General features: G+C 69.5%; 23 protein-coding genes and 1 pseudogene. 14 read left to right on the top strand and 10 right to left on the bottom strand.

Annotated elements, in window-relative coordinates; all coding sequences use genetic code 11:
* Nucleotides 1-47: 47 nt before the first annotated feature.
* From ABZS42_RS16415 to ABZS42_RS16390, 6 genes are all read left to right on the top strand, one after another.
* The gene (locus tag ABZS42_RS16415; RefSeq protein ID WP_355145983.1) at nt 48-2,186 is read left to right on the top strand and encodes an alpha/beta hydrolase-fold protein; all 2,139 of its coding nucleotides are present in this window, start codon (nt 48-50) and stop codon (nt 2,184-2,186) included.
* Between the two features lie 208 nt (nt 2,187-2,394).
* Nucleotides 2,395-3,738 (top strand): extracellular solute-binding protein, encoded by a 1,344-nt coding sequence (locus tag ABZS42_RS16410; protein ID WP_355145981.1) that lies wholly within the window; start codon nt 2,395-2,397, stop codon nt 3,736-3,738.
* Nucleotides 3,739-3,813: 75 nt separating this feature from the next.
* Nucleotides 3,814-4,755 (top strand): sugar ABC transporter permease, encoded by a 942-nt coding sequence (locus ABZS42_RS16405; RefSeq protein ID WP_355145979.1) that lies wholly within the window; start codon nt 3,814-3,816, stop codon nt 4,753-4,755.
* Nucleotides 4,756-5,640, top strand: coding sequence for a carbohydrate ABC transporter permease (locus ABZS42_RS16400; protein WP_355145977.1), 885 nt, complete (start codon nt 4,756-4,758; stop codon nt 5,638-5,640). It abuts the gene before it with no gap.
* 79 nt (nt 5,641-5,719) lie between these two features.
* Nucleotides 5,720-7,447, top strand: a complete 1,728-nt coding sequence (locus tag ABZS42_RS16395) for an IlvD/Edd family dehydratase (RefSeq protein WP_355145975.1) — start codon at nt 5,720-5,722, stop codon at nt 7,445-7,447.
* A gap of 39 nt (nt 7,448-7,486) precedes the next feature.
* Nucleotides 7,487-8,554 carry a LacI family DNA-binding transcriptional regulator gene (locus tag ABZS42_RS16390; RefSeq protein WP_355145973.1) on the top strand — a complete coding sequence of 356 codons (1,068 nt, stop codon included), beginning with the start codon at nt 7,487-7,489 and terminating at the stop codon, nt 8,552-8,554.
* A gap of 62 nt (nt 8,555-8,616) precedes the next feature.
* Here ABZS42_RS16390 and ABZS42_RS16385 read toward each other — a convergent pair whose 3' ends face one another.
* Complete coding sequence (locus ABZS42_RS16385) at nt 8,617-9,333, bottom strand: OBAP family protein (protein WP_355145971.1); 717 nt, start codon at nt 9,331-9,333, stop codon at nt 8,617-8,619.
* A 172-nt stretch (nt 9,334-9,505) separates the two neighbouring features.
* Between ABZS42_RS16385 and ABZS42_RS16380 the strand changes: the two genes are divergently transcribed.
* The gene (locus tag ABZS42_RS16380; RefSeq protein ID WP_355145969.1) at nt 9,506-10,003 is read left to right on the top strand and encodes a YcxB family protein; all 498 of its coding nucleotides are present in this window, start codon (nt 9,506-9,508) and stop codon (nt 10,001-10,003) included.
* 16 nt (nt 10,004-10,019) lie between these two features.
* Here the strand turns inward: ABZS42_RS16380 and ABZS42_RS16375 are convergent, their stop codons facing one another.
* On the bottom strand, nt 10,020-10,910 hold the full coding sequence (locus ABZS42_RS16375) for a LysR family transcriptional regulator (protein ID WP_355145967.1): 891 nt from the start codon (nt 10,908-10,910) through the stop codon (nt 10,020-10,022).
* 100 nt (nt 10,911-11,010) lie between these two features.
* On the opposite strand from ABZS42_RS16375, the gene ABZS42_RS16370 reads away from it, so the two are divergent.
* A complete protein-coding gene (locus ABZS42_RS16370; RefSeq protein ID WP_355145965.1) occupies nt 11,011-11,898 on the top strand; it encodes an NAD(P)H-binding protein in 888 nt (295 codons plus the stop codon).
* 47 nt (nt 11,899-11,945) lie between these two features.
* Here ABZS42_RS16370 and ABZS42_RS16365 read toward each other — a convergent pair whose 3' ends face one another.
* Entirely contained in the window at nt 11,946-12,710 is a 765-nt protein-coding gene (locus ABZS42_RS16365; RefSeq protein ID WP_355145963.1) for an MBL fold metallo-hydrolase, read from the bottom strand.
* 125 nt (nt 12,711-12,835) lie between these two features.
* On the bottom strand, nt 12,836-13,303 hold the full coding sequence (locus tag ABZS42_RS16360) for an NUDIX hydrolase (RefSeq protein WP_355145961.1): 468 nt from the start codon (nt 13,301-13,303) through the stop codon (nt 12,836-12,838).
* A 170-nt stretch (nt 13,304-13,473) separates the two neighbouring features.
* Between ABZS42_RS16360 and ABZS42_RS16355 the strand changes: the two genes are divergently transcribed.
* Nucleotides 13,474-14,361: a hypothetical protein gene (locus ABZS42_RS16355; RefSeq protein ID WP_355145959.1), complete on the top strand. Its 888-nt coding sequence runs from the start codon at nt 13,474-13,476 to the stop codon at nt 14,359-14,361.
* 425 nt (nt 14,362-14,786) lie between these two features.
* On the opposite strand, the gene ABZS42_RS16350 is transcribed toward ABZS42_RS16355, so the two are convergent.
* Both ABZS42_RS16350 and ABZS42_RS16345 read right to left on the bottom strand, forming a co-directional pair.
* Nucleotides 14,787-15,185, bottom strand: coding sequence for a hypothetical protein (locus tag ABZS42_RS16350; protein WP_355145957.1), 399 nt, complete (start codon nt 15,183-15,185; stop codon nt 14,787-14,789).
* A gap of 152 nt (nt 15,186-15,337) precedes the next feature.
* Nucleotides 15,338-15,619, bottom strand: a pseudogene (locus tag ABZS42_RS16345) (aldo/keto reductase); the annotation flags it as partial.
* Between the two features lie 112 nt (nt 15,620-15,731).
* On the opposite strand from ABZS42_RS16345, the gene ABZS42_RS16340 reads away from it, so the two are divergent.
* Together ABZS42_RS16340 and ABZS42_RS16335 are read left to right on the top strand one after the other, a co-directional pair.
* The gene (locus ABZS42_RS16340; RefSeq protein ID WP_355145955.1) at nt 15,732-16,217 is read left to right on the top strand and encodes a hypothetical protein; all 486 of its coding nucleotides are present in this window, start codon (nt 15,732-15,734) and stop codon (nt 16,215-16,217) included.
* Nucleotides 16,218-16,355: 138 nt separating this feature from the next.
* Complete coding sequence (locus ABZS42_RS16335) at nt 16,356-16,778, top strand: hypothetical protein (protein ID WP_355145953.1); 423 nt, start codon at nt 16,356-16,358, stop codon at nt 16,776-16,778.
* A gap of 234 nt (nt 16,779-17,012) precedes the next feature.
* Here the strand turns inward: ABZS42_RS16335 and ABZS42_RS16330 are convergent, their stop codons facing one another.
* Nucleotides 17,013-17,474, bottom strand: a complete 462-nt coding sequence (locus ABZS42_RS16330) for a tetratricopeptide repeat protein (RefSeq protein WP_355145951.1) — start codon at nt 17,472-17,474, stop codon at nt 17,013-17,015.
* Nucleotides 17,475-17,600: 126 nt separating this feature from the next.
* On the bottom strand, nt 17,601-18,005 hold the full coding sequence (locus ABZS42_RS16325) for a MerR family transcriptional regulator (RefSeq protein WP_355145949.1): 405 nt from the start codon (nt 18,003-18,005) through the stop codon (nt 17,601-17,603).
* Between the two features lie 162 nt (nt 18,006-18,167).
* Between ABZS42_RS16325 and ABZS42_RS16320 the strand changes: the two genes are divergently transcribed.
* From ABZS42_RS16320 to katG, 3 genes are all read left to right on the top strand, one after another.
* Nucleotides 18,168-19,127 carry a TIGR03619 family F420-dependent LLM class oxidoreductase gene (locus tag ABZS42_RS16320; protein WP_355145947.1) on the top strand — a complete coding sequence of 320 codons (960 nt, stop codon included), beginning with the start codon at nt 18,168-18,170 and terminating at the stop codon, nt 19,125-19,127.
* 165 nt (nt 19,128-19,292) lie between these two features.
* A complete protein-coding gene (locus ABZS42_RS16315; protein ID WP_355145945.1) occupies nt 19,293-19,748 on the top strand; it encodes a Fur family transcriptional regulator in 456 nt (151 codons plus the stop codon).
* A complete protein-coding gene (gene katG / locus ABZS42_RS16310) occupies nt 19,745-22,018 on the top strand; it encodes a catalase/peroxidase HPI (protein WP_355145943.1) in 2,274 nt (757 codons plus the stop codon). The genes ABZS42_RS16315 and katG overlap by 4 nt, the downstream gene beginning before the upstream one ends.
* A 138-nt stretch (nt 22,019-22,156) precedes the next feature.
* Here katG and ABZS42_RS16305 read toward each other — a convergent pair whose 3' ends face one another.
* Nucleotides 22,157-22,924: a VOC family protein gene (locus ABZS42_RS16305; protein WP_355145941.1), complete on the bottom strand. Its 768-nt coding sequence runs from the start codon at nt 22,922-22,924 to the stop codon at nt 22,157-22,159.
* 134 nt (nt 22,925-23,058) lie between these two features.
* Entirely contained in the window at nt 23,059-24,918 is a 1,860-nt protein-coding gene (locus tag ABZS42_RS16300; RefSeq protein WP_355145940.1) for a hypothetical protein, read from the bottom strand.
* Nucleotides 24,919-25,255: the final 337 nt, after the last annotated feature.

The following is a 25,255-nucleotide window of genomic DNA, read 5'->3' as shown; positions in this document are numbered from 1 at the left end:
GGAACGTGACAACTGGACCCTACCATGGGCGCCTACGCCATGCTGGCGTGCGTCGGCTCTCGGCGGCACTCGCCACCGGAGCCATGGCAGTCGCGGCGGTTCTGTTCACGCCGCAACCCGCTGCGGCGGACACGCCGTGGCTGGGCGTCTCGGAAGACCGCTACGCGTCGTTCAGCGTCCCGGCCGCCTACGTACAGGACCACGTGGGCGCGGTGTCGCAGGTCGTCGTCGAGGGGAACTTCGGCCCCTCCGCCAGCTGGGCGGAATTCGGTCTGACCCGCCGCGGTGACGTGTGGTCGGGCGTGCTCGGTCCACTGGAGCCCGGCCAGTACCACTACCAGGTCACCGGCGACGACACCAAGAGCCTGAAGGACCCCACGAACGGCACCGGTGTGACGTCCGAGCCGCTCTGGAGCACCTTCCTCGTCCCCGGCGAATCGGCACGTTGGCTCGCCGACGCCCCCGAGGGGACCGGCGGCAAGGTCGAGCCACTGACGTACCGGACCAGGACGGGGCAACGGTCGGCCCTGGTCTGGACCCCGCCCGGTTACGTGGCCAAGGGCGGCAAGGGCTATCCGGTGCTGTACCTGCAGTCGGGCCATGGTGAGTCCACCACCGACTGGCTCGACCTCGGCCGAACGAAGCAGATCCTCGACAACCTCTCGGCTGCCGGCGCCATCAAGCCGATGGTGGTCGTGCTCAACGACGACGACAGCTCGAACGACAAGGAGCTGAAGGACCTCCGCAAGGCGGTCGCGGACAGCTACCACGTGCTCCGTGACCCGGCGAACCAGGCGATCGCGGGTGCGTCGGACGGCGGATCGGAGGCGTTGTCGACGGCGCTCACCAAGCCGCGGCAGTTCGCCTACGTCGGCTCCTTCTCCGGCCTGCAGGCCCCGGACGTGGACCGCAGGAACGCCAAGGAGATCAACCGCGAGCTCAAGCTGCTGCGCCTCTACACGGGCAACGTGACCGACCCCGCGTACAACGTCACCTACCGTCTGACGCAGGCGCTGGGCCGAGCCGGCGTCGAGTTCGAGTTCGACGGGGTCAACCCGGACGGTGGCGGCAACTGGGACACCTGGCAGGAGAACCTCGTCGACTTCCTGCCGCGGCTGTTCCGTGACGTCTCCGACCACGGTCCGAGCCCGGGTCACGGGCAGCTGGACGGCGAGTTCGCCCCGCCGCCGGCGGGCACCACCCCCACGCCGTTCGTCACCGAGGACGGCTTCGTCACCTTCGAGACGACCACGGGCTTCACCGACGCCCAGCACGTCACGGTCTGGGCGAACGTGGCCCCGGGTGGCAGCTGGCTACGGCTGCCGCTGTCCCGCGAGGGCGACCGGTGGCGTGCGACAGTAGGCCCGCTGGACCCGTGGTTCTACTACTACCGGCTCATCGTGGACCGGGTCGCGGTCAAGGACACGTCCAATCCGACGAGAGTGACCACCGAGCCGACGTGGAGCACCTTCCTCATTCCGGGGGCGGGCGCCCGCCTGCTGTCGGACATGCCGGCCGGTCAGGGCGGGCAGGTCGAGAGCATGACCTATCGAAGCACCGTGGCGGGTCAGGACCGCACCGCCCTGGTGTGGACGCCTCCCGGGTACGACCCGAGCCGGGCGCAGCCGTATCCCGTTCTCTACCTGCAGCACGGTGCCGGCCAGAACTACACGGACTGGGTCGAGATGGGACGCGCCAAGCAGATCCTCGACCACCAGTTCCTCGACGGCGACCTGGTCCCGATGGTGGTCGTGATGGGCAACGGCAACTCCTCCAACTTCAACCGGGAGCTGCTGGAGAACATCGTCCCGACAGCCCGCGCCCGGTACCACATCTCGAGCGAGTCGTCCCAGCAGGCCCTCGCCGGCCTGTCGATGGGCGGCGGGCAGGCGTTGGGGGTGCTCCGGACGTATCCCGGCCAGTTCGCCTACGTCGCGGCCTTCTCGGCGGGGTTCGGTAGCGGCACCGGCGTCGACGTGGAGGCGATCAACAACGGGACCAAGATGCTGCGCCTGTACGTCGGCGACCAGACCGACTTCGTGTACCCGAGCTTCATGGCGTCCCTGAGCACGCTGAACGACCTCGGTATCCGCTACGAGTTCGACGGGGTGACCCCCGGGCCGCACGGTTGGGACGTGTGGCAGAAGAACCTCATCGACCTGGCGCCGCGTCTGTTCAAGCGCTAGGAGCCCGTGCGGGCGACGCCACCGGGGGCGGGACGTGTTCCTGCCCCCGGTGGCACCCGCCAGGCACGGGTGTGTTCCGCGTAGAGGATCGGCGTGCAGGACAGGCCGGGAGCGTTCGCCCCCTGCCTGTCCCCGGTCGATCGCCAGCCCCTTACGACGGCGTGTGGACGTCGCGCATCCCCCCGACCCCCCGAAGGGAATCACGTCAATGAAGAGGAAACAGATTCTCGCCACGGTAGCCATGCTCGCGGCCGGCGCCGGCCTCGCCGCCTGCTCCGACGGGGGCGGGGGCGGAAGCGACGCGAGCAACTGCACGAACACGATCACCAAGAAGGACCTGCCAGCCGTGACGATGTGGGGCTGGTATCCCAACATGCAACTCGTCGTCGACAACTTCAACAAGCAGAACGACGAGGTGCAGGTCTGCTGGACCAACGTCGGGCAGGGCAGCGACGAGTACGACAAGTTCCAGACCGCCATCTCGGCGGGCACCGGCGCGCCTGACGTGATCATGGTCGAGGCGGACCGGATCCCGACCTTCCAGATCCAGGGCGCTCTCGTCGACATCAAGCAGTACGGCTTCGACGCGGTCAAGGCCAACTACAGCGAGGGTGCCTGGAAGGACGTCTCGGTCGGCGAGGCGGTCTACGGTGTCCCGGTCGACGGCGGCCCAGTGGCGATGATCTACCGCAAGGATGTCTTCGACAAGTACAAGATCACCCCGCCGAAGACCTGGGCCGAGTACGAGCAGGCTGCGCAGAAGGTCAAGGACGCCGGCGGTCCGCTCTTCGGGGACTTCGGCGCGAACGTCCCGGCGGTCCTGATGGCGCTCCAGATCCAGAAGGGCGCCACGCCCTTCACCTCTGATCCGGCGCAGCCGAACGCTATCGGTGTGAAGCTCAACGACCAGGCGTCCAAGGACGTGCTGGACTACTGGGGTGGCCTGGCCAAGAAGGGCCTGGTCGGCACGCAAAACCAGTTCACCCCGGAGTACATCTCGGGTGTGATCAACGGCAACTACGCGACGTACATCTCGGCGGCGTGGGCACCCGGCTACCTCACCGGCGCGGGCGTCGGCAAGGGCCAGGACACCGGCAAGTTCGCGGTGGCGCCGCTGCCGCAGTGGGACCCGGCCAACCCGGTGCAGGTGAACTGGGGCGGGTCGGCGTTCTCGGTGACCAAGCAGGCGAAGAAGCCGGAGCTGGCGGCGAAGGTCGCCTACGGGCTCTACGCCGACAAGGAGTCGCTCACCGACGGCTGGACCAACCAGATCATCTTCCCGCTGAACCTCACGGCGCTCAAGGATCCCGCCTTCGTCGACCTGAAGGTGGCGTTCTTCGGCGGCCAGCAGGCGAACAAGGAGGTCTACGTCCCCGCCGCCGACGCCTACCAGGGCGTCCAGTACGCCCCCTTCGGCCAGTACTACCTCGACGCCATGGAAAAGCAGGTCAGCGAGGTCATCAAGGGCTCCGTCACCGGTTCGCAGGCTGCCGACCGGCTCCAGGAGGACGTGGCGAAGTACGCCACGGAACAGGGCTTCACCGTTCAGTGACCGGCTGGGTGGGCCGCGCCGGCACTGGGCGGCCGGCCCACCCTCCCCCTCAGCGTCCACGTCCCGGAGACCAAGATGACATCCCTGACCGAGAAGCGCGCAGCGCGTACACAGCCTGAGACGCGCAAGATCCGTGGCAAGGTACACCTTCGCGAACACCTGATGGGATGGCTCTTCGTCGGGCCGTTCGGGGTCGTGTTCCTGGCGTTCCTCATCGCGCCGCTGGCGTACGCGCTGTACCTCAGCCTCTTCCAGAAGAAGCTGATCGGCGGCACCAGCTTCGTCCTCTTCGACAACTACGTGAAGGCGTTCACCGACCCGAGCTTCCTGTCCGGCGTCTGGTTCGTGCTCCGCTTCTCGCTCGTCGCCATCCCGCTGCAGATCGTCATCGCGCTCGCGATGGCCCTCATTCTGGACGCGGTGACCACCCGGTTCACCCGCTTCTCCCGCTTGCTGATCTTTCTTCCGTACGCGATCCCCACCGTCATCGGCGCCGTCATGTGGGGTTTCCTCTACAGCAAGGGGTTCGGCCCGCTCACCGACATCTTCGGGCTGTTCGGCGCCACCGCACCCGACTTCCTCAGCAGCAACCTGATCTTCTACGGTCTGCTCAACGTCGTGACCTGGCAGTGGGCCGGCTACTACATGATCATCTTGTATGCGGCGTTGCAGGGAGTCGACCCGTCGCTCTACGAGGCCGCCCGGATGGACGGCGCCGGACGATGGCAGATCGCGCTACGTATCAAGATTCCGTTGATCGCGCCCGCTCTGATCCTGATCCTGGTCTTCTCGCTCATCGGCACCCTGCAGTTCTTCAACGAACCGCAGATCCTGCGGTACCTCGCCGCCGGCACGATCGGGTCGGACTTCACGCCCAACATGTACGCGTACCAGCAGGCGTTCTCACTCGCCAACTTCAACTACGGCTCGACGATCTCGTTCGCCCTCGGCGGAGTCGTGTTCATCTGCGTGTACGCATTCCTGTTCTTCACCCGCAAGCGGAGGAGCTTCCTGTAGATGGCCGACCGCACCAGCGTCCGCGCCGGCACCCGCCGACCGCAACGCTATCTCCCGCTGCAGATCCTCCTCGGCTTCCTGGTGATCTATTTCCTCGTACCGTTCTGGTGGATCCTCGTCAACAGCTCCAAGGACGCGCCGGGCCTGTTCGGCGGCGGAAACACCATGTGGTTCACCGACCGCGTCGACTATCTCGGGAACCTCAAGCAGCTGTTCACCTACGACGGCGGCATCTATCTCCGGTGGATCCTCAACTCCACGCTCTACGCCATCGCCGGTGGGATCGGTGCCACCGTCCTGTCGGTCATGGCCGGGTACGGGTTCGCCAAGTACCGGTTCGCCGCCCGGCGCTTCAGCTTCGCCGTCGTGCTCGGCGCGTTGATGGTGCCCGCCACCGCCCTGGTCATCCCGACCTTCATCATGTTCTCCCGGCTCGGCATGACGAACACGGTCTGGGCGGTCATCCTCCCGTCGTTGCTCAATCCGTTCGGCGTCTACCTGATGCATGTGTACGCCCGCGACGCGGTCCCCGACGAACTCCTCGACGCGGCACGGGTCGACGGCGCGGGAGAGCTGCGCACCTTCCTCCGGATCGCCCTGCCGATGATGCGACCCGCTGTCGTCACCGTGCTGCTCCTGTCGGCGGTGGCCTCCTGGAACAACTACTTCCTGCCGCTGGCCATGCTCTCCGACAACCGTCTGTTCCCGGTCACCGTCGGCCTCGGCCTCTGGCAGGGCATCGCCTCGGCGAACAACGCGGGGAGCACCTCCCTCTGGAGCCTCATCATCCTGGGCTCGCTCGTCTCGGTGATCCCGCTGATCGTCGCGTTCTTCAGCCTGCAACGGCACTGGCGCGGCGGTCTGTCGGTCGGCGGCCTCAGATAGGCCGCACCGTGCCATCGGCCGAGCAAACACTTCGATCGCCGCGTACCCCCGCGGCCGTCCAGATCACGGAGGCGTGCTGATGACGACGACCGATCGACAGCTGCGCAGCGGGCAGTGGTTCGGCGCGGAAGGCCGAAACGGGTTCATCCATCGGTCCTGGATGCGCAACCAGGGGTTCGCGGACGACGTCTTCGACGGTCGCCCGGTGATCGGTATCGCCACCACCTGGTCGGAGCTGACCCCCTGCAACGCCCACCTGCGAGACCTGGCCGAATCGGTGAAGCGGGGCGTCTGGGAGAGCGGCGGCCTGCCGCTGGAGTTCCCGGCGATGAGCTTGGGCGAACCCCTCATGCGACCGACGACCATGCTCTACCGCAACCTGCTGGCGATGGAGTTGGAGGAGTCGGTCCGCGCCAACCCGCTCGACGGGGTGATTCTGCTCTCCGGCTGCGACAAGACGACCCCCGGCCTGCTGATGGGCGCGGCGAGCGTCGACCTGCCGACTCTGATGATCACCGGTGGTCCGATGCTCAACGGCAAGTTCCGCGGCCAGGACATCGGCTCCGGGACCGTCGTCTGGCGCTTCACCGAGGAGATGCGGGCCGGCCGGATGACCGCGGCCGACTGCGCCGAGGCGGAGGTCGGCATGTCCCGCAGCCGGGGTCACTGCATGACCATGGGCACCGCCTCCACGATGGCCTGCGTGACCGAGGCGCTGGGCGTGCAACTGCCGGGGGCCGCCGCCGTGCCGGCGGTCGACTCGCGCAGGTACGCGCTGGCGCACGCCGCCGGCCGCCGGATCGTCGCCATGGTCGAGCAGGACCAACGTCTGTCCACCGTGCTCACCAGGCAGGCGTTCGAGAACGCGATCCGGGTCAACGCCGCGATCGGTGGTTCCACCAACGCCGTCGTACACCTGCTCGCGATCGCCGGACGCCTCGGCGTACCCCTGTCGCTGGACGACTTCGACACCCTCACCGCGGACGTGCCCATGCTCGTCAACCTGATGCCGTCCGGGACGTACCTGATGGAGGACTTCGCCTACGCGGGCGGTGTTCCGGCGGTGATGAAGGAGATCGCTTCACTGCTCCACCTGGAGCAGGTCACGGTCAGTGGAGAAAGCGTGGCCCAGAACATCAGCGGCGCCCAGTGCTGGAACCGCGAGGTCATCGCCACCTTCGCGGAGCCGGTCCAACCCGCCGGCTCCGGCACCGTGGTGCTGCGCGGGTCACTCGCACCGTCCGGAGCCGTGCTGAAGGTCTCCGCCGCCTCCGCCCACCTGCTCAAGCACACCGGACCGGCACTCGTCTTCGACCGGATCGAGGACTACGTCGTCGCCGCCGACGATCCGGACCTCGATGTCACCCCCGACACGGTGATCGTCGTACGAAACGCCGGACCACGCGGCTACCCCGGATTCCCCGAGGTGGGTAACGTGCCCATGCCCCGGCGGCTGCTCGCCGACGGTGTCACCGACATGGTGCGGATCTCCGACGCCCGGATGAGCGGCACCGGGTACGGAACCTGCATCCTGCACGTGGCCCCGGAGGCGTCGGTGGGCGGCCCGCTCGCGCTGGTGCGCAGCGGCGACCAGGTCCGGGTCGACGTTCCGGCCCGGCGCCTGGACCTGCTGGTCGACGACGCGGAACTCGCCCGACGCCGCGCCGCCTGGCAGCCACCACCCCCGGTCGCCGACCGGGGATGGGTACGGCTGTACAGCGAGCACGTCCTGCAAGCCGACCGAGGCGCAGACCTCGACTTCCTCGTCGGCGGCAGCGGCAGCGCCGTGCCCCGTCACTCACACTGACCCCCGCGGAACTCACGAGGCGCACGAGGAACTGATCCCATGGGAGAACGAACGGCCCGCCAGGGCGAGCTTCGTACGGCGGCGGCTTCGGCGGCCGCCGCCCGGCCACCGGTCATGGCCGACGTCGCTCGCCTCGCGGGCGTGTCGCACCAGACGGTGTCCCGGGTCATCAACGGCGCGCCCAGTATCCGGCAGGAGACCCGGCAGCGGGTCCTCGAGGCCATCGAGCGGCTCGGCTACCGCCCCAACATCGCCGCCCGGGCCCTGGTCCGCGGACGCTCCGGAATGATCGGCATCATCGGTACGGCCAGGACGCTGTTCGGTCCGACGAGCATCCACCGCAGCGTCGAGGACGCCGCCCGCGCCGCCGGATACTTCGCCACCTCCGTGAGCCTCTCGGCGGTGACGCTGCACGCCCTCATCGACGCCACCGAACACCTGATGCGCGTCGGGGTGGAGGGCGTCGTGATGATCGCCAGCAACGACGAGGCTCTCGACGTGGTGCGGATGACCCGCACCAGCGTGCCCTTCGTCGTCGTGGAGGGCGACCTGTCCAGGGCCAACGTGACCGTCGGCGTCGACCAGGTGCTCGGCGCTCGCCTGGCCACCGAACACCTCCTGCGGCTCGGGCACCGCGAGATCGTGCACGTGAGCGGCCCGCTCAACTGGGCGGAGGCCCGCGCCCGCGTCGAAGGCTGGCGCCGAACGATGATCGAAGCGGGCCTCCGCCCGCCCGAGCCGGTCCAGGGTGACTGGAGCGCCCACAGCGGTTATGTCGCCGGGTCGCGGATCTGCGAGATGCGGGGGACCACCGCGGTGTTCGCCGCCAACGACCAGATGGCCATCGGCGTGCTCCGGGCATTGCACGAGCGCGGCCGACGGGTGCCGCAGGACATCTCGCTCGCCGGATTCGACGACGTACCGGAAGCGGCATACCTCGTCCCGCCGTTGACCACCATCCAACAGGACTTCGACGCCGTGGGCCGCCGCGCGATCACGGCCGTGACCCAGGCGATCAACGGAACCGAGCCGCAGGCCCTGCCGCTGGTCGTCCCGAAGCTGGTCGTACGGCAGAGCACCGCCGGCCGGCCCGGGAGCGAAACGTGATCTGGCGAGAGGTGTGTCCGCTTCGAACAGCCGTGCCGGTGTGAGCCGCGAGGTACTGCCGGTCAGGTGGTCTCGGAGCGGTCCACCGCGCCGGCAAGGGGGGTGCCGTCCGGGAAGGCGCGGTCGAGCAGCGCCACCCCGTCCTGCGGGTGCGCCCGGTCCACCAGTCCGGAGCGCGAGGAGCGCTTCTCCGTACGGTCGACTCCCATGGCCTCGTTGCGGTGCTGTTCCAGGGCCGGATCGCACTGCCCGTCACGGTTGAACGACCACATCAGCATCGGGTCACCGAACGGCAGCGGGTCGCCCGGACCGGTGTCGAGGCGGCCGGTGTGCCAGGTGTGCCAGGTCTTTCCATAGCTGTTCATCAGCACCGCCATGAACGCCCGCTCGGCCGGCTCCGGCAGGCCCGGCGCGATCAGGGAACCGCCGAGCACCTCGTAGTTGTGCGGGTGCCAGTAGTGGCGTTCGCCCTCGGGCAGCGTCCCGTACAGCCGCTCGGAGACGATGTACTCGATGCCGATGAGGTTTGCCTCGGCGGTGTTGCCGTCGAACAGCACGCACTGTAGGAAGTCGTCGTTCACCTGACGGCAGTAGTGGTGCGCCTCCATCTGCATCGACGGGTCGTCCTTCGCCGGATGGAAACCGACGACGTACGCGTCGAAGCCCTTCAGCGGCGTCGTCTCCTGCATGACCTTGGCGCCGAGGTTCAGCCCCTGGCGCCAGAGGCCGGTCGACTCCCCAGGCGGCCGCACGGGGCTGTCGCGGCGGTGTCTCTCCACGATCCGCTCCCGTCCTCGCGGCTCGGCAGGTCCTTCCTGACGCTAGGTCGTCCGCCGGCTCCGCCGGTGGTGTTCGTCGGCCGGATCCCACGAAGGGAATCGTGGTCGAGCAGCCGCACGAAGAGCCGAGGCGCCGATCCCGGAGGCGGGCGGCGGGCACTATCGTTCTGGCGTGCACATCCGCTTTGACGTCCCGGCCGATCCCACCTATCCAGGCCGGGTGGCCGCCGCGCTCAGCAGCGTCCGGCTGCGCAAGTACGGATATATCGGCGCGGTGCTGGCGGCGGTCGGGGCGATCGGTTTCGCCGTCTCGCGGGGGTCAGCGTGGGGCGACCGGTTGACACCGCTGTGCACCGCGTTGGTCGTGGGTGGTCTGCTGTCGATGCTGTACGCGCCGTGGGTGCGGTTGCGCGCCCGCCGTAGATCCAGTCGCTACGCCGTCGAGGGCGGCTACGACATCACCGACGACAACATCATGATGCGCAGCGGCTCGGAGTCCGGCGGTATCGCCTGGGACGGGGTCGCCCAGGTGAGGGACACCCCTGAGTTCTGGATCGTGTACGTCGGCCGGATGCCGGCCACCGTGATCCCACGCGGCTTGATGTCCGCGGAGGACGCCGAGACGTTGCGCGCCTACATGGCCGAGCGCGGGCTGCTGCAACGCCGGTGAACCCGGTTACTCGCGATCACCTCACGGCGGGCTGATCAGGGGCTTCCGATTCGCGGTCGATGGTGGCCTCGGCGATCTCCTTGACGGTGCGTACGAAGGCCGCCACGGCAGGTGAGCGCGACTCGGCCGGCCAGGCCACCGCCAGCGTCGTCGGTTCGAGTCCGTCCACCGGTCGATAGGCGATGTTGGGGCGGGGGAAGCGCCGGGCCACCCAGTCGGGCAGGAACCAGACGATGTTGCCGACTTCGACCAGGTTGAAGATCTGCGACAGGTCCAGTCTGCTCCGCCAGTTCGCGGGTGGCTGCGGCGTGCGGCCCGTCTCGGCCGGCGTACCGTCCGGCAGCCGCCGCCCGACCAGGTCGGACAGCCGTACGGTCGTCCGGGCGGCCAGCGGGTCGGTGGCCGCCAGTGCCACCAGGCGCGGGCCGGTCACCAGCGGCTCCGCGTCCAGCCCACGCTCGTCGAACGGCGTCGGCAGCAGCGCCACGTCGGCACGCCCGTCACGCAGCGCCGGAACCTGCTCGCCGTGCCCGCCGAGAAGCAGCTCCACCGGCAGGGTCCGGTACGCGTCCATGATCTTCGGTAGCAGTCCGGCGTCGTGGTCCGCCTTCAGCGCCAGCCGCAGCGTCCGCACCGGCCGCCCGGCATGGCGGGCCCGGTGTTCCGCCGCGGCGACCGCGTCCAGCGCCACCCGGGCGTCGGCCAACAGCGTCTCCCCGGCCGAGGTGAGCGTGACCTGGCGCGTCGTGCGGATCAGCAGCTGCACGCCGAGCTGCCGCTCCAGGTCGCGGATCGCACGGGACAGCGGCGGCTGTGCCATGCCCAGCCGCTCGGCGGCCCGCCCGAAGTGCCGCTCCTCGGCGACCGCCACGAAATAGCGCAGCTGCCGCGTCTCCAGATCACTCATACCGTCAGGGTATCAATCGGGACGGAAGCGATCCTTCCGCCGAGCATCCGACCCGCGTTCACTGGACCGCGTCAGCTTCGACACCGAATTGAGGAAAGACATGATCGTGGTTACCGCTCCGACCGGCAACATCGGCCGCCGGCTGGTGCAGGATCTGCTCGACGACGACGCATTGGTCCGCGTCGTGGTCCGGGACCCGGCGCGGCTCGCACCGGGCGTGGCCGAGCGGGTCGAGATCGTGCGCGGCTCCCACGGCGACCCCGCCGTGGTGGCCGAAGCGTTCGCCGGCGCCGACGCCGTCTTCTGGCTCGTCGCGGCCGATCCGCGCGCGGAGACTGTCGACGCCGCGTTCTCGGGCTTCACACGCCCAGTGCTCGATGCGTTCACGGCGCAGGGCGTCGGGCGGGTGGTCGGTATCTCGGCGTTGGGTCGGGGCACGCCGGTCGCCGGGCGCGCCGGTCACGTCACCGCGACGCTGGCCATGGATGACCTGATCGCCGACACCGGTGTGCCGTACCGGGCTCTGACCATGCCGTCCTTCATGGACAACACGCTGTGGCAGGCCGGCCCGATCGCAGCCGAGGGCGTCCTCTACGGCCCGAATCTGCCCGACCTGCCCGCACCGATGGCCGCCACCCGGGACATCGCCGCGGTCGCCGCCCGGCTGCTACGCGACGACACCTGGACCGGGTTCGACGAGGTTCCGGTGCTCGGCCCGAAGGACCTCACCTACGACGAGGTGGCCGCGGTCATCTCCGACGTGCTCAGTCGACCGGTGCGCTACCAGCAGATCCCGGGCGAGGTGTACAAGGTGAACATGATGCGGTCCGGCTATTCCGAGCCGATGGCCCAGGCCCTGCTCGACATGGCTCTCGCCAAGAACAACGGCCTGGACAACGGCGTCGCCCGTACGGCGCGGACCAGCACCCCGACCACGTTCCGCCAGTGGTGCACCGATGTGCTGAAGCCGGCCATCGACTCGCTGTAGACAACCACCGCTGTCGCCGGTTGCCTCTCGTTCGACGAGGTGCGGATTCACGACCTCTGCGGAGGCTGCGGCACCAGGAGGAGGTCGGCCAGGCCGGCGGCGGTGAACGCGGCACGGACGTCGGCGAGGCCCTCGGTGAAGTGGGCCCAACTGTCGATGTGGGCGGGGACCACTGTCGACGCGCCGAGGATTTTGGTTGCCTCCACCATCTCGTTCGCGTCGAGGGTCAGGTTCGCGTCTCCGACCAGTGGGGTCCGGGCGGCGCCGCCGAACAGGATCGCGACGTCGATGTCCGGGAATCGGTCGGCGATCTCCCTGACCACCCGCAGCGAGGCGTTGTCGCCGCTGACGTACACCGTGGGCACCCCGTCGCCGCGCAGCACGAACCCGGTGACCGGGCCGGTCAGGTGGTCGGTCCCGTCGGGTCCGTGCTGGGCGGGGACGGCGGTGACCTGCAGATTGCCGGCGCCGTCCCGCCGCGGCAGGTCGATGTGCGTGCTGGTGGGCAGCGCGCGGGCGGGCGGGCCCAGCCGCTCGGCCGCGGTGGTGGTGCACAGCACCAGCGGCACGGTGGCGCAGAAGTCGCGACCCGAGGCGTCGAGGTTGTCCGGGTGCTGGTCGTGGGAGAGCAGGACGACGTCGACCGGGCCGGCGTCGGCGGGTGTGCCGGCCGCGGCGGCGGTCTTGGTCAGGGTACGGTCACCGATCGGATACTCACCGGGGGCGTCGAACGTCGGGTCGGTGATGAAGGTGAGGCCCCCGAGGTCGAATGTCACGGTGGGGCCGCCGAAGAGGCGGATCGCAAGGCTCATGCTGGCAAGTATGCGGCCCGTCGATCCTGCACGGGAGCGGCCGGAAAGTAGTCCTCAGACACATTCGAACCGTTACGCCACTGCTCCCGGACCGGTTCGGCGACGCCGGCGTCGGCATCGCGGTCTCAGTGCTGAATCAGACCGCCGACCGGGACGCGAGCGACGTGGCCGGTGGCCGGTAGGGTCTGCGCCAGTGCGAGACCGACGTCGACCAGCGAGGATCGGCGCAGGCGAGCCACGTCGGGTATCGGAGTCCAGACCGACTCGGCGACATCGCCGTTCACCTCGGGACGGAGGGTGCCACCGGTGACACGGACTCGATAGAAGATGCCCACGTTCTGGTGCTCGATCCCCAGCAACGCCGCGGCCGCGGGAACCACCCTCGAGTCCACGCCCAGCAGGCGTTCCACCAACGCGTCGTAGCCGGTCTCTTCGGCGACCTCCCGGATCACCGCATCGAACGGATCCTCCGTGTGCTCGACCTTGCCGCCAGGAAGAGTCCAGTGAGCGTCGCCCGCCGGTGGCACGCAATGGGCGAGCAGTACCCGCTCGTCCTCGATGCACACGGCGTATGCCGCCAGCCGGAAACTCATTCGGGGCACCCCCGACGGACCCTACCCGAGCGGGCTCTCGATGTCGCGGGCCGGCCATCACGGGCGCGAGCCGGAACCCGACAGCCATCGAGTTGGGGCGGCAGGTCCGCCGCTGATAGTGCTGGCCGGCGATCTGGAGCCGGTCGCTGCCAATCCGTACGATCTCGGCCGTGCACACGACCCCGCAGGCTCCTTTCGACATGGATGCCGTCTTCCCGCAGCTGCGTGCGCTCGCGCGGACCACCACCCGGCTGCATCCACGAAAGGGCTCGCCGTCGGAGGAGCAGAGCTCCGTCGGCGGCCCGCTGTTGTGGCCGGCGAACGAGCCTTGGCCGACCTGTGACGGCATTGGCCTGGACGACCACCCGGCCGAGGCTGGGGTGCCGCTCGTGCCGGTCTTGCAGCTGGTCGCCGACGACGTGCCCGACCTGACGTTCCCCGAGGGCTCGGACGTGCTGCAGGTGTTGTGGTGCCCGTTCGACCATGATCCCTGGAGCGCTCCGCTTCCACGCCTGCGGTGGCGGCGACGATCAGCGATCGGCCCACGACTGCCGACGATGCCGGCCCCGTCCGAGGACGCCGAGGCGTGGTATGTGCCCGACCCATGCGTCGTCGATCCCGAGCGGGTGGTCGAGTATCCGTCGTACGACCTGCCACGCGAGGTGTGGTCACAGATCCAGGAAGCGGCACGGCGGGTCGAGGCAGACCACGGCTGGGAGTACGACAGCGACCTGGCGGTCGCCCCCGGGATCAAGGTCGGCGGCTACCCCGGCTGGACGCAGTCGCCTGACTGGCCGGTTTGCCTGTGCGGCAGCCGGATGGAGCATCTGCTCACCATCGCCACGTGGGAGTTCAGCCGGGGCGACGAGCGACGTTGGGTCCCGCTGGAGGATCGGCCCGCAATGGTCGGCTGGGGCTTCGACAGCCCCGATGACCATCCGTGGCGGTCGCTTCAGAACCCGGCGGGATTGATGCTCGGCGACGCCGGAGGCATCTACATTTTCGTCTGCACGACATGCCCGGAGCGTCCCTACGACCACCGATTCGACTGCTCCTGACCGGACGGGATCACCGACGACATTGACCTGTGGCGTCTTGGTCGGGCACTCAGGTATCGCTGCCCTGACAAGATCGCTGGGAAAGTAGAGCCATTGCAATACATGTGGTCCGTCGGTCAGGTGGCGGGGGCGCATGTTCGGGGTCCGAGCCGACGGTGACGACGACGTACCGTTCCTCGGAATGGCTGCTCCCGCGAGTTCAGCTACGCGTCGTCTTTTCGCGCTCCGGGTTGGCTTGGGATGTTGGCGGCTATGTGGGCTGAGTGACGTTTGCGGACGGTCGCTGGTCACCATCGCCACGGGTTGCCCTGAACGGCTGTGCACCGCGCCCAACGGCACCGAACGGAACTCAACCCAGTCCCGCCCACGCAGGTCAAAGGGCAACCGTCAGGGGCGGGGAGCTGCGATGGCTGCCGGTGTCCAGATCAGCTGAGGGGCGATATGCGCGGTGCGACGCTTCGGATCGCGCTGACCACGTAGAGCGGCACCACGGGTAGGAACGCCATCCCGATGCCGAGCGCCAGCAACAGCCCCCAGCCGCAGATGACGGCCGCCGCGATGAGGTCGGCGATCCCGGCGGAGCGAGCGGAACGCTTGGCCAGCAGTGGAACCGTCGCCGCGAGGACCGGCACACCGAGTAGATAGCCTGCCGCCGCTCCGGAATCCTGCACGGTCCACGGGGTCAGAACGGCGGCGACCAGCACGGTGATCACCAGGCCGGCCAGGCGGACGAGCCGTTGGGCGGCTGCGGGCCGGCGGATCAGCAGCAGGAGACCGACCGCCGCAACGGCCGCGAGAGCACCCAGCGTCACGAAACTGGTCATTGCCCCTCCCAGATCGCGTAGCGCTGGTCTAGGCAGTCCTGGTGGCCGTGCTGGTCACGATAGCGGGCCTTCTGAAGCGGTGGCACCACCCACATCGCCACTGCTGACGTGAACCTTCCAGGCAAGACGTGCCGCCGGGTCGGCAGGACCCGCTAGTAGCGGGCGCCCACGACCCGACCGGCCAGATCGTCGAGGATTCCGATGTCTTCCGCTGTGAGCTGCACTTGCAGAGCGGCCGCGTTCTGTTCGATCCATGACGCCCGCTTGGTGCCGGGGATCGGCACCACCGAGATGCCCAGTTTCTCGCTCCGGGCGGCGACCCACGCGGTAGCCACCTGGGCCGCTGCGACGCCCCTGCGTTCCGCGATCCGCCTGACCTCGTCGGCGATGGCCTGGTTTGCTGCCGCTGCTTTGTCGGTGAAGCGGGCCAGGCGGCGGCGCCCGTCGCTCGGAGCGAGGTGAGCAGGGTCGACGGTACGCCGCGTGTTCCACGCGCAGCGTGGAGGGAATCTCCGTCCTTTAGGGCGGAGAGGATGTCAACTGACAGTGCTCGCCGCGAACCAACTGGCCCAAACCTTGTCGCCAAACATGCGTACCGGCGTCAACCGGCTGGCCGCCGCGTTCCTCGACCCGCGCGACCGGGAACTGCACGACGACTGGGAGCAGGCCACCGCCGCCGCCGTGGGCCAGCTGCGCGCCGTCATGGGCACCGAAACGACGGATCCTCGCATGGTGACACTCGTCGGCGAGCTCTCCCTCAAGAGCGAACGCTTCAGACGGCTTTGGGAGCGGCAGGACATCGTCCGGCGCACCAGCAGCCAGGCTCGCCTGCACCATCCTGAAGTCGGTGATCTCGAGTTGTACCGGGAGAAGCTGATCGTCGCCGGTACCGACAATCAGGTCCTCGTGATCTATCACGCCGAACCTGGCACACCCTCAGCGCAGGCGCTCGCTCTGCTGGGCAGCATTGCCGTCAGTGCGGAACGCACAGCGAACCCCGCCCAGCCCGACGAACCAGGCCTACCGAGGTGAACCATCAACGCCGCGAGGACGGCCGGACTACGAGGTGCTCCGGGGGAGAGGTGTCGTGAGCGCCGATGGATGGTGACGCGGTGAGCCGTCGTGTCACCCCGCCTGGCCTCACTTGCCTTTCGTCTATACCGTGCGAGCGTGGATCGCCGACCTGCGGCGCCGTGGGCGCCAGGCGCCGTCGCGCTGCTGACGGTGGCATGGCTCATCGGCGCGCTGGTGCTGCTCGGGTGGATCTTCAGCATCGGCATCGAGGGCTGGGCGGACCAGCACAGTGACCAGGGCGCCGGTGCCGACGTACTGGCTCGTAAGGCGAACGTGGCACTGCTGCTCTTGGCCGCCGAGGTGGTGGCTGGCCCGGCGGTGATCGCCGTCGTGGCCCGCGGTGGGCTGTTGCGCCGGACCGCCGCTGTCTACCTGGTCATCGCGCTCGGTCTGGGGGTACTCGCCGTTCCGGTCGCCGTCGGAGCGTACCGAGAGCTCGTCCCGGCCCCGCCTTCCCCTCCACCGCCCACGATCTGCCAGGAGCACAGCGGCGGCGATACCCGCTGCCCCGGCGGGTAGCCGTATTCCGAAGGCTGAGCGCCACCTCGAACGCCCTGCCAGGGAGCCGGTCCCCGCGGCGTCCAGACCTGCCGCAACTCGCGCGTCGATCAGCGTCGATATCGACTCGTCCGAGCATTCGGGGCAGGGCAGCAGTGGGCGGAAGGAGGGGGATTCGTCGCGGCCGTCCGCCAGTTGATCCGGGGCGTCGCGCGGCGACGCCGCCCGCGGCCGATTCCCTTCCGTAGAGCGCGTCTACTCGGAGGTCAGCTGCTGCACCATCCGGTCCATGCCGCTTTTGATCAGCTGCGCGTACTCGTCATCGCCGAGCGCGCCGATTCCCGCCTGCGCACGCTGGAGGTACTCGCGGGCGCGGTCGAGATCGCCGAGCTTGCGGTAGCACTCCGCCAGGTTGAGGTGCAACGACGGATACAGGCCGGCCACCGGCAGCGTCACCCCGGCCTGCGCCACCCGGGTGTCGGTCAGTTGGTCGGCCGCCGCCAGTGCTCGCTGGTCCCAGACCAGCTCCTGGTGTACGTCGTCCTGCACATCGGCCATGGCGTGTGCCAGGACGCAAATGTGCAAGGGGTCGCCTTGTTGCCCGCCGATCTCATCCCAGATCTGCGCGAACAGGTCGCGGGCGGCCTCACGTTGGCCCTGGTGGTGGTGCAACTGCACCCCTTGGTTGATGCGGGTGAGCGTCGCGTCGCTGATCATCGGCTGCTCCTGGGCAACTCGTCTCGCGGCGATGGCCCGAATCGTGTGCGCCGCGAGTCCTGGCGGAAGAGTCTGATGCCTCGACCGGTCGACCTCGGCATCTCAGCTCACCGCCATGATGATGCCTCAGTCTCCCCGGGCAGGCGATATCCGCGGCGTGGCGTCGCGGGAGCGAACTTCGAGAACCGTCTCGAGGTAGTCGGCGATCGCGTCTCTGTTGCGGGTCAGGCACTCGATGCGCTCGGACAGCCGAGCCTGTTCGCGTCGCAGGGTGTCGATCATTTCGGGTGTCACGTCGGGGACGTAGATGGCCTGCGGCTTGTCCAGGCACGGCAGGAGTTCCCGAATGATCCGGGTCGGCAGTCCGGCGTCGAGCAGCCCCTTGATCTGCCGCACGACGTACACGTGTGGCTCCTGGTACTCGCGGTAACCGTTGGGGCCGCGGCTGGGCGTGAGCAGCCCCTGCTCCTCGTAGTAGCGCAGCAGCCGACGGGACGTGCCCGTACGCTCCGCGAGCTCGCCGATTTTCATGTGCCCAAACCTACATTGACCTTCACATCAGTGTGAGGGTTCAGACTTGGCGGGCGGACCGAGAATGGCGGAAATATGCGCTATGTCGGATAGTCGGGACGTTCCTGCGGCACGGCTCACTTTCCGCGGCGGCCACAACGACGGACTACCCGGAGGTTCCAGATGAAGCTCGGACTTCGGCTGCCCCAGCGATTGGGCGTCGACCTGCAGAACGACCTGGTCGAAGCGGCCAGAACGGCCGAAGCGGCCGGCTACGCCAGTTTGTGGACGTACGAGCGGTTGCTGTTCCCCGAGGCGCCAGCCGACCCGTACGCCGGGGTGCCCGGGGTGCCGTGGCCGGAGAGCCAGCGGCAGGCGGCCGACCCGTTGGCAGTCCTCACGGCGGCGGCGGTGGCGACCGAAAGGGTGCGCCTCGGTACCTCTGTGCTGATCGCTGCACTCCACGCACCGGTCCAGCTGGCGAAGACGCTGGCCACGATCGATCAGATCAGCGGCGGCCGCCTGGTCGCGGGTCTGGGCGCAGGCTGGTCCACAGACGAGTTCCGGGCCACCGGCGCGACCGGCGCGGACCGCGGCCGCTACCTCGACGAGACGCTCGACGTCTTCGATGCCGTGTGGGGGTCGGACCCGGTGACCGTCCGGGGCCCTCGCGCGGCCATCGACCGCGCCTCGGTCCTGCCCAAGCCAGTGTCGAAGATCCCCGTGCTGTTGGGCGGCGGCGGCAGCAAGATCGGCCGCAACACCAAGTTCAAGGCGGTGGAGCGGATAGCCCGACGCGCGGACGGCTGGCTGCCGTTCCTCAGCACCCCGGGGCCCGCCGGAGCCGCAGAACTGCGTGCGAGCTGGGACCGTATCCGGGAGATGGCCGCCGGCTACGGCCGGGACACGAGCCGGATGGAGATGATCGTGGTCGGAAACGTGACCTTCACCGACCGTCCGGCAGGACCCGGCCGATCCCCGTTCGTCGGCACCCTCGACCAGATCATGGACGATGTCCGAACGGCCGCCGAGGCGGGCGCGGACGAGCTGATCGTGGATCTGAACCTGCAGGAGTGGTTCACCAGCACCCGGCAGATGCTCGAGACGGCGGTGGAGATCCGCGAACGGGCCGTGGCCTCGTGACCGTCGTCCGAGGAAGTACCCGGGGGAACGGGAGATCCTCGGCTCCCGCGCCGCTGACCGCGCCGTAGGGCCGCCGCCGACGGCGCACCGAGTTGCGGCGAACTGAGTGGATTGAAGCCGAGTCAAATCTTGAGCAGTTCCAGAAGATTGGGCTATGTTCAGCACATGACGTCCGGTTTCGAGGCCCAGCTTCGGGCGGCCTCGTTGCGCGTGACCGGGCCCCGGTTGGCGGTGCTCGCGGCGCTGCGTGACCATCCGCACGTCGACACCGACACGGTGATCTCACTGGTACGGGCGGACCATCCCACGGTCTCCCACCAGACCGTGTACGACGTGCTGCGTGCACTCACCGACGCCGGTCTGGCGCGGCGCATCCAACCCGCCCGTGCGACCGCGAGGTACGAGTTGCGGGTCGGCGACAACCACCACCACGTCGTGTGCCGCTCCTGCGGTGCCATCGCCGACGTCGACTGCGCCGTGGGCCACGCTCCCTGTCTCACCGCCTCCGGAGATCACGCGTTCGTGGTCGACGAGGCGGAGGTCGTCTACTGGGGCACCTGCCCCGACTGCGCGACCGAACGCACCTCCCAGCGATCCGTCAGTTCGGAAGGAAGTTCATGAGCGACACCCAGGACCAGCCCTCGAGCGCGCAGGGCGTGGACAAGAAGGCGGCAGCAGGCTGCCCGGTCGCGCACGACTCGGTGACCGCGCACGGCAGCGAGAGCGAGAACCCGGCCATCGACTCGCCGACTCCCAAGACCGGCGGTCGTCCGCGTACCAACCGCGACTGGTGGCCCAACCAGCTCGACCTGTCGGTGCTGCACGCCCAGTCGCCGAAGGGGAACCCGCTGGGGGCGGGCTTCAGCTATGCCAAGGAGTTCGCCAAGCTCGACGTCGAGGCCCTCAAGCAGGACATCATCCAGGTCCTCACCACCTCGCAGGACTGGTGGCCGGCCGACTTCGGCCACTACGGCGGCCTGATGATCCGGATGAGCTGGCACGCCGCTGGCACGTACCGCATCCACGACGGTCGCGGTGGCGCCGGCGACGGCGCGCAGCGGTTCGCCCCGCTCAACAGTTGGCCGGACAACGCGAACCTGGACAAGGCCCGCCGGCTGCTGTGGCCGGTCAAGCAGAAGTACGGTCAGAAGATCTCCTGGGCCGACCTGCTCGTGCTCGCCGGCAACGTCGCGATGGAGTCGATGGGCTTCAAGACCTTCGGCTTCGGATTCGGTCGAGAGGACGTCTGGGAGCCCGAGGAGATCTTCTGGGGACCGGAGGACACCTGGCTCGGCGACGAGCGCTACGCCTCCGAGAAGGAGATGGCGGCCGACGTCGGTTCGACCGAGATGGGTCTCATCTACGTCAACCCGGAGGGTCCGCGTGGCAACGCCGACCCGGCCGCGGCGGCGCACTTCATCCGTGAGACCTTCGCCCGCATGGCGATGAACGACGAGGAGACCGTCGCCCTCATCGCCGGTGGGCACACCTTCGGCAAGACCCACGGCGCGGCCGTCGCCGACGACCACGTGGGGCCGGAGCCCGAGGGTGCCCCGCTGGAGGCGCAGGGCCTGGGCTGGCTCAGCACCCACGGCAGCGGCAACGGCCCGGACACGATCACCAGCGGTCTCGAGGTGACGTGGACCGACCGGCCGACGCAGTGGAGCAACCGCTTCTTCGAGATCCTCTTCGGATTCGAGTGGGAGCTCGCCACCAGCCCGGGTGGCGCGAAGCAGTGGGTCGCCAAGGACGCCCCGGAGATCATCCCGGACCCGTTCGACGCGTCGAAGAAGTACAAGCCGACGATGCTCACGACCGACCTGGCGCTGCGCGTCGACCCGACGTACGAGAAGATCTCCCGTCGCTTCCTCGAGAACCCCGACGAGTTCGCGCTGGCCTTCGCGAAGGCCTGGTACAAGCTGCTGCACCGCGACATGGGCCCGGTCAGCCGCTTCCTCGGCCCGTGGGTCCCGGAGACCCAGCTGTGGCAGGACCCCGTGCCGGCGGTCGACCACGAGCTGGTGGGTGACAACGACATCGCCGCGCTCAAGGCGAAGGTCCTGGCGTCCGGGCTCACCACCGCGCAGCTGGTCTCCACCGCCTGGGCCTCCGCCGCGAGCTACCGGTCCACCGACAAGCGCGGCGGCGCCAACGGCGCGCGGATCCGCCTTGAGCCGCAGCGCGGCTGGGAGGTCAACCAGCCCGAGCAGCTCGCGTCGGTCCTGGAGACCCTCGAGGGAATCCAGCGGGAGTTCAACTCCGCCGGTGGCGCGAAGATCTCGCTCGCGGACCTGATCGTGCTGGCCGGCTCGGCCGCGGTCGAGAAGGCGGCACGCGACGCCGGCGTCGAGGTGACCGTGCCGTTCCATCCGGGCCGTACCGACGCCGGCCAGGAGCAGACCGACGTCGAGTCCTTCCGGGTCCTCGAGCCGCGCGCGGACGGATTCCGCAACTACCTGCGTCCCGGCGAGAAGACCCAGCCGGAGGTGCTGCTCGTCGACCGTGCCTACATGCTCAACCTGACCGCCCCGGAGATGACCGTCCTCGTGGGTGGCCTGCGCTCCCTCGGGAACAACGTCGGCGGCACGACGCACGGCGTCCTCACCGACCGGCCCGGCGTGCTCACCAACGACTTCTTCGTCAACCTGCTCTCCCCGGGCACCCGGTGGAAGGCGTCGGAGGCCGAGGAGCACGTGTACGAGATCCGGGACCTGGCCACCGATGAGGTGAAGTGGACCGCCACCGCGGTCGACCTCATCTTCGGCTCCAACTCGCAGCTCCGCGCCCTCGCGGAGGTGTACGCCAGCCAGGACGCCCGCGAGAAGTTCGTGGCCGACTTCGTGGCGGCCTGGACCAAGGTCATGGAACTCGACCGGTTCGACCTCGCCTGACCCAGCTCCGGCAGACGAGCCCCGGACGATCCATCATTGATCGACCGGGGCTCGTCCACGGCGCAGAGCCTCAACGAAACGATGTCAGGGGCGCCACGGGCCGCTGCTGGCGCCGGTACGGCCGCAGCCGCGTACCGATCACGGTGGGGTGGCCCCGAGGATCGAGAAGAACGCGCCCTGCGGATCGGTGAGCACCGCGAACCGGCCCCGCGTCAGATCGGTCGGCGGCACGGACACCAGCCCCTCCAACCGTTGCGCCTCGTCGGCGACGGCGTCGGTGTCCGATACCGCGAAGTAGACCATCCAGTGCGACTGGAGCTCACCCCAATCGTCGCCGATCATCGGCATCATCCCGGCGACCGGCCGGTCGTCGAGATGCCAGGTGGTGTAGTTGATCGGCCCCATCGGTTGGTCGTCCGCCGTCCAGCCGAACACCGACCCGTAGAACTCCTTCGCCCCGTCCCACTCCCGCGTGGCCAGCTCGGGCCAGGTCAGCGAGCCGGGCACGTCGAACACCTCGGCTCCCGGCATGCCGAGGGACTGCCACACCCCGAACGATGCCCCGGCCGGGTCGGCCAAGAGCGCCGTCCGCCGGGAGCCGGGGACGTCGATGGGCTCGCTCAGGATCCAGCCGCCGGCGGCCGTCACCCGCTGGCAGGTCGCCTCGGCGTCGTCGGTCGCCAGGTAGGGCATCCAGGCAGGCGGTTGTTGCGGATCGGCCCGCAGCCCGGCACCGGCCACCGGTTTACCCTGCTGGTGGAAGACGAGGTGACCGTCAGTGGCGGGTTGCCGGTCCGCCTCCGCGACGGCCCAGCCGAACAGGGGCGCGTAGAAGCGCGCCGCGCCGGGCAGGTCGGTGGTGACCAGGTCGACCCAGGCGGGTGCGCCCGGTGGAATGTCTGTCATCGCTTCGGCTTCGCTTCCTCTGCTCGGGCAACTCTCGGCGCTACGACCCGTACGAGCGCCCGCCTCCGGTCAACTCCTGCGGCACACCGAGCGCGATCAGCTCGTTCGTGCGGCGGCGGGGCCTGGCGGCGGGGTCAGCCGTTCAGGCGGCGGCCGGTGGAGCGAATGGACTTCCCACCGCCGTCCTGAGCCGGGCCGGTGTCCGACACCGGCTTGCCCAGCTGGTTCACCCAGTCGACGAACTCCGCGTCCTGCCTCGGCAGCGGTCCGCCATCCTCTCGGGTGGCCGCGCCGTCCGCGTCGGCCCGGGACCTGTTGCGCCGGAACAGGCCCAGCCGGCCGTTGACCCGTCCCGCCTCGACGGCGGATGCCGGTGCGGCCGCGGCCGCGGCTGCGGCGGCGTCGGTCGCGGACGGGGGGCCGGCGCGCCGGGCGGTCGCGAGAGCGTCCCAGGTCGCGGCCCGGTCCAGGCTGGGCAGGGGCGGCCGGTGCCGAGGCGGAAGGGCGGGTTCCGGCCCCTCCGGCGGGCCGGCCTGCTGGGTAGCCGTGGTGTCCGCGGCGGGTTCCGTCGAGGACGGCACCCGTCGCGCCGGAACGACCTGCCGGGTCGCCTGGACTCGCACCGGATCGCTCTTCGGCGGCTGGTACATCCGGCGGGTCCCCGGGGCGGCAAGCGTTCCGTCGGCCGGTGTCTCGTCGGGCTCGGTGTTGCCGGCCTCCGCCCCGGCCGACCCAAAGCCGTCCCCGCCGGGAACCACGGGAAGATGGGCCACCGTCGCGGGCTCCGGTTCCGACCCCTCCCGGATGTGGTCCACCTCGGCGGCTGCGGTGAGGTCGCCCGGGGCGCAGAGTTCGGCGAGTGGGGCCGGCGTGGCGATGGTGGCCGGTACGGCGGTCCGCGTCGCGGAGCCGGCCGCTACGACGCCGGTGTCCCGGTCGCCAACCGGCGCAGCGTAGCCCAGCGGTTCGGCTGCGATCGGGAACCTCGCCGCGATCGCGCCGACCGGTCGCGCGCCGGCCAGGGGCTCCGGCTCGTCGGCCGTACCAGCAGCGGCCGGCGCCATGGGATGCGGCACGGCGGGGTCGGCGGACAGCGGACCGTGGACGTCGGTCGGCTCGTCGGCGGGCGCTTCGGTGGTGCGTCGTGCGAACGGCCAGCGCACCGACGCGGCGACGCCCGAACCGAGCGCACCGGCAGCGACGGCGAGCAGCGCCCCGTAGTACGGGGTGATCTGGTACCGGTCGACGGCGTCGCCGGGACCGGCGGTCAGGTAGGCGAACGCGACCAGCATCATACCGGCCGCACCGGTCACGCCGTTGACCAGCGGCGAATGCCCGCGCCAGCGGGCCAGCCCGCCGGTGACCACGCCGATGAGCAGGGCCACCGCCGGCAGAATCAGGACCGCCTGCCGGCCGACCGCGCCGGTGTCGAGCACGGTCGACTCGAGCACACCGAGCCGTACGGCGGGCAACGGCCCCTCGGTCGAGAGCGACGGAACGGCCGAGACGAGTGCCGCCAGCCAGACCGCGGTGCCGACCGCCGCCAGGTTCCAGCCCAGCGGCGGTCTCACCAGTACGGCGATCGCGGCACCCCCGCCGACCAGCGCGCCGAGGATCGCGCAGATGCCGACGGCCCAGATCGGGTCCACAGAGAAGCGCTCGGCGGCCTGAGCCGGCCGGACGCAGAGCGGTGCCACAACGGTGGCGCCCAGTGCGGCGGCAGCGGCGATGGCCACCAACCTGCCCGTGCTCTCCAGCAGCCCGTGCCGGCGGGCCAGGCGTGCGGTGACGACGGTGCCGGCTACGGCGGCGTGCGCCGCGAACCAGCCCACCCAGACCAGCTGGGCAGGCCACTGGTTGACGGTGGCGCCGGCGGAGGCGCCGGTGAGCTGGACGATGCCGAGGGCGAACGCGATGCCGAGCTGACCGGCACCAGCGAGCACGCCCATCCCGAGTGCTGTGAGCAAAAGGTTACGCCAGGTACGAGAGACCATGTCCGGCAGGTTACGCACCTGACACGCCGGTTTTCACTGAAATGCGGCAATTTGCGGCATTCCGATGCATCAGCGGATGCCTCAGCTCTACCCGGCGCGCCGTGTGCCGCCCACATTGGTGGACATGTGGACGGTTGTCCGGAACGGGTGGGCGTACGGTGCTCATGGCGGTGCAGCATTCCGCCACTCACCGGCTCAAGTCACCCGTACGGCCCCGACGACTCCGGACTGGCGAGCGGTCGTCAGCCGCGTCGGCGTCCGCGGGTGTCTCGGGGCTCGCGTAGCCGTCATCCGGCTGGGTGTTCGAGCTGTGCGCGGATCTACCGGAGAAGCTCCG

The sequence above is a fragment of the Micromonospora sp. NPDC005367 genome (genome assembly GCF_040606825.1).
In the GTDB taxonomy this organism is placed as follows: domain Bacteria; phylum Actinomycetota; class Actinomycetes; order Mycobacteriales; family Micromonosporaceae; genus Micromonospora.
Note: the sequence above shows the minus strand (reverse complement) of the source record. Positions and strands in the feature narration are given on the sequence as shown.